The organism is Streptococcus mitis (assembly GCF_003944325.1).
GTDB classification, from domain to species: Bacteria; Bacillota; Bacilli; order Lactobacillales; family Streptococcaceae; genus Streptococcus; species Streptococcus mitis_CW.
In genome coordinates, this window is the sequence record NZ_RJPX01000066.1 from 1 (window position 1) to 3,565 (window position 3,565).

Genomic DNA, 3,565 nt, shown 5'->3' on the forward strand with positions numbered 1-3,565 from the left:
TTGCTTAAGTTAGGAGTTCCTAAATGGATAGCAGATAAGGTATCTGGCTGGGGTGACCACTATCAATTAGTAGCTCAGAAGTCGGTACTTAAACGTGCTATATCAAAACCAGTCCTTGAGAAACGTGGACTGGTTTCGTGTTTGGATTATTACCTTGAACGACATGCGTTAAAAGTTAGTTGAACCGCCGTATGCCGAACGGCACGTACGGTGGTGTGAGAGGGGCTAGAGATTATCCCCTACTCGATAAAATTATTTTATAAATATTCACAAATCTCCTATATTTATGGTAAAATAGAATCATCATTTTATTTTGGAGAGAAATATGAATATATTTAGAACAAAAAATGTTAGTTTGGATAAAACGGAGATGCACAGGCATTTGAAGTTATGGGACTTGATTTTGCTGGGTATCGGAGCCATGGTTGGTACAGGTGTTTTTACAATTACAGGTACTGCAGCTGCAACGCTTGCTGGTCCAGCCCTAGTGATTTCAATCGTCATTTCTGCCTTGTGCGTGGGATTATCAGCCCTCTTTTTTGCAGAATTTGCTTCTCGAGTACCTGCTACAGGTGGTGCTTACAGCTATCTCTATGCTATTTTAGGAGAATTCCCTGCTTGGTTGGCTGGTTGGTTAACCATGATGGAGTTCATGACAGCCATATCAGGCGTAGCTTCGGGTTGGGCAGCTTATTTTAAAGGCTTGCTCTCTCAATACGGAATAGCCCTTCCTCAGGCTTTAAATGGTACCTTTAATCCTCAAGCAGGGACTTTTGTTGATTTATTGCCTATTCTTGTTTTGGTATTGGTGACCTCGCTTGTTTTACTCAATGCTAAAGCAGCCTTACGCTTTAATTCTATTCTAGTTATTTTGAAATTTTCCGCTTTAGCTCTCTTTGTTTTAGTAGGAATTTGGCATATCAAGCTTGATAATTGGAGCAATTTCGCTCCTTATGGTTTTGGACAAATCTATGGTGCTAGTACTGGTATCATGGCTGGTGCGTCCTTAATGTTCTTTGGATTTTTGGGATTTGAATCGATCTCTATGGCTGTAGATGAAGTCAAGACTCCTCAAAAAAATATTCCTAGAGGGATTGTCTTATCGCTTTCTATCGTAACCATTCTTTATGCATTGGTGACTCTTGTTTTGACTGGTGTGGTTCACTATAGTCATCTAAATGTCGATGATGCCGTTGCCTTTGCCCTTCGTAGTGTTGGGATTAGTTGGGCAGCTAACTATGTGTCATTAGTGGCTATCTTGACCTTGATTACAGTTTGTATTTCGATGACCTATGCCCTATCGCGTATGATATACAGTTTAGCGCGTGACGGATTGATGCCTGCCGCCTTTAAGGAATTGACGCAGACAAGTAAGGTACCTAAAAATGCTACTATCTTGACAGGTCTAGCTTCAGCAGTAGCAGCAGGAATGTTCCCACTAGCTAGTATTGCAGCTTTCTTAAATATTTGTACCCTAGCCTACTTGATTATGCTGGCTTATGGGCTGATTCGCTTACGGAAAGAAAAAGGGATGCCAAAAGCTGGAGAATTTAAAACACCATTGGTCCCCCTGTTACCAATTTTATCAATTATCATTTGTTTGTCCTTTATGTTGCAGTATAATATGGAAACTTGGATTGCTTTCCTAGTTGCATTGTTAGTAGGAAGTATGATTTACTTCACTTATGGTTATAAGCATTCTACCATAGAAGAATAATACTCTTCTAAAATCTCTTCAAACCACGTCAGCATCGCCTTGCTGTATATATGTGACTGACTTCGTCAGTCTTATCTACAACCTCAAAACAGTGTTTTGGGCAACCTGCGGCTAGCTTCCTAATTTGCTCTTTGATTTTCAGTGAGTATAAAGTGAGAATCTGTTGAGTTATTCAAACTCAGCAGATTTTTATATGTGAAAGAAATTTCAAATTTTNTCTAAAAATAGCTTGACAGATTAAATTTTTAGGAGTAGAATGTTTACCAGTTAATTAAACAGTTAAGGGGTTATCCATGAAGAAAAAAAGTTTATTTTTAGTATTGTTAAGTGTCTTTCTTTTGTGTTTAGGTGCTTGTGGTCAAAAGGAAAGCCAAACAGGAAAAGGGATGAAGATTGTCACAAGTTTCTACCCTATCTACGCTATGGTCAAGGAAGTTTCTGGAGATTTGAATGATGTTCGGATGATTCAGTCAAGTAGTGGGATTCACTCCTTTGAGCCTTCAGCAAATGACATCGCGGCCATCTATGATGCAGACGTCTTTGTTTATCATTCTCATACGCTCGAATCTTGGGCAGGAAGTCTGGATCCCAATCTTAAAAAATCCAAAGTTAAGGTTTTAGAGGCTTCTGAAGGAATGACATTAGACCGCGTTCCAGGGCTAGAAGATGTGGAAGCAGGTAATGGAGTTGATGAAAAAACGCTCTATGACCCTCATACTTGGCTAGATCCTGAAAAAGCTGGTGAAGAAGCTCAGATTATCGCTGATAAACTTTCAGAGGTGGATAGTGAGCATAAAGAAACTTATCAGAAAAATGCTCAAGCCTTTATCAAAAAAGCTCAGGAATTGACTAAGAAATTCCAGCCTAAATTTGAAAAAGCGAGTCAGAAGACTTTTGTAACACAACATACAGCCTTTTCTTATCTAGCTAAGCGATTTGGACTCAATCAACTTGGTATTGCAGGTATCTCTCCAGAACAAGAACCAAGTCCACGACAACTTACAGAAATTCAGGAATTTGTTAAAACCTATAAGGTTAAGACGATTTTTACAGAAAGTAACGCTTCTTCAAAAGTAGCTGAAACTCTTGTCAAATCAACAGGTGTGGGTCTTAAAACTCTAAATCCTTTGGAGGCAGACCCACAAAATGACAAGACTTATTTAGAAAATCTTGAAGAAAATATGAGTATTCTAGCAGAAGAATTAAAGTGAGAAAAGAATGAAAATCAATAAAAAATATGTAGCAGGTTCAGTTGCAGTCCTTGCCCTAAGTATTTGTTCCTACGAACTTGGTCGTTACCAAGCTGGTCAAGTTAAGAAAGATTCTAATCGAGTTGCTTATATAGATGGTAATCAGGCTGGCCAAAAGGCAGAAAATTTGACACCAGATGAAGTTAGTAAGAGAGAGGGAATCAACGCCGAACAAATCGTCATCAAGATTACGGACCAAGGTTATGTGACCTCTCATGGAGACCATTATCATTACTATAATGGCAAGGTTCCTTATGACGCTATCATCAGTGAAGAACTGCTGATGAAAGATCCGAATTATCAGTTGAAGGATGCAGACATTGTTAATGAAATCAAGGGTGGCTATGTCATTAAGGTAGACGGAAAATACTATGTTTACCTTAAAGATGCGGCTCATGCGGACAATATTCGGACAAAAGAAGAGATTAAACGTCAGAAGCAGGAACATAGTCATAATCATAATGAAAGCACAGATAATGCTGTTGCTGCTGCAAGAGCTCAAGGTCGCTATACAACGGATGATGGATATATCTTTAATGCATCTGATATCATTGAGGACACAGGGGATGCCTATATTGTTCCTCATGGCAATCACTTC

3 protein-coding genes and 1 pseudogene are annotated in these 3,565 nt (G+C 39.0%); all 4 read left to right on the forward strand.

What is annotated here, in order from left to right:
* A pseudogene (locus D8787_RS10910) lies at window positions 1-183 on the forward strand (group II intron reverse transcriptase/maturase); the annotation flags it as partial.
* Between the two features lie 142 nt (window positions 184-325).
* Entirely contained in the window at window positions 326-1,717 is a 1,392-nt protein-coding gene (locus D8787_RS10915) for an APC family permease (RefSeq protein WP_125423814.1), read from the forward strand.
* Between the two features lie 293 nt (window positions 1,718-2,010).
* Window positions 2,011-2,928 (forward strand): zinc-binding lipoprotein AdcAII, encoded by a 918-nt coding sequence (gene adcAII, locus D8787_RS10920; protein WP_125423818.1) that lies wholly within the window; start codon window positions 2,011-2,013, stop codon window positions 2,926-2,928.
* Between the two features lie 7 nt (window positions 2,929-2,935).
* Window positions 2,936-3,565 (forward strand): pneumococcal-type histidine triad protein (locus D8787_RS10925; protein WP_125423821.1); only part of this gene is annotated, 630 nt, incomplete at its 3' end.

Bases quoted from the DNA above. Each gene is read 5' to 3' on its own strand.
- adcAII (WP_125423818.1), top strand. From the start codon at position 2,011: ATGAAGAAAAAAAGTTTATTTTTAGTATTGTTAAGTGTCTTTCTTTTG.
- D8787_RS10915 (WP_125423814.1), top strand. From the start codon at position 326: ATGAATATATTTAGAACAAAAAATGTTAGTTTGGATAAAACGGAGATG.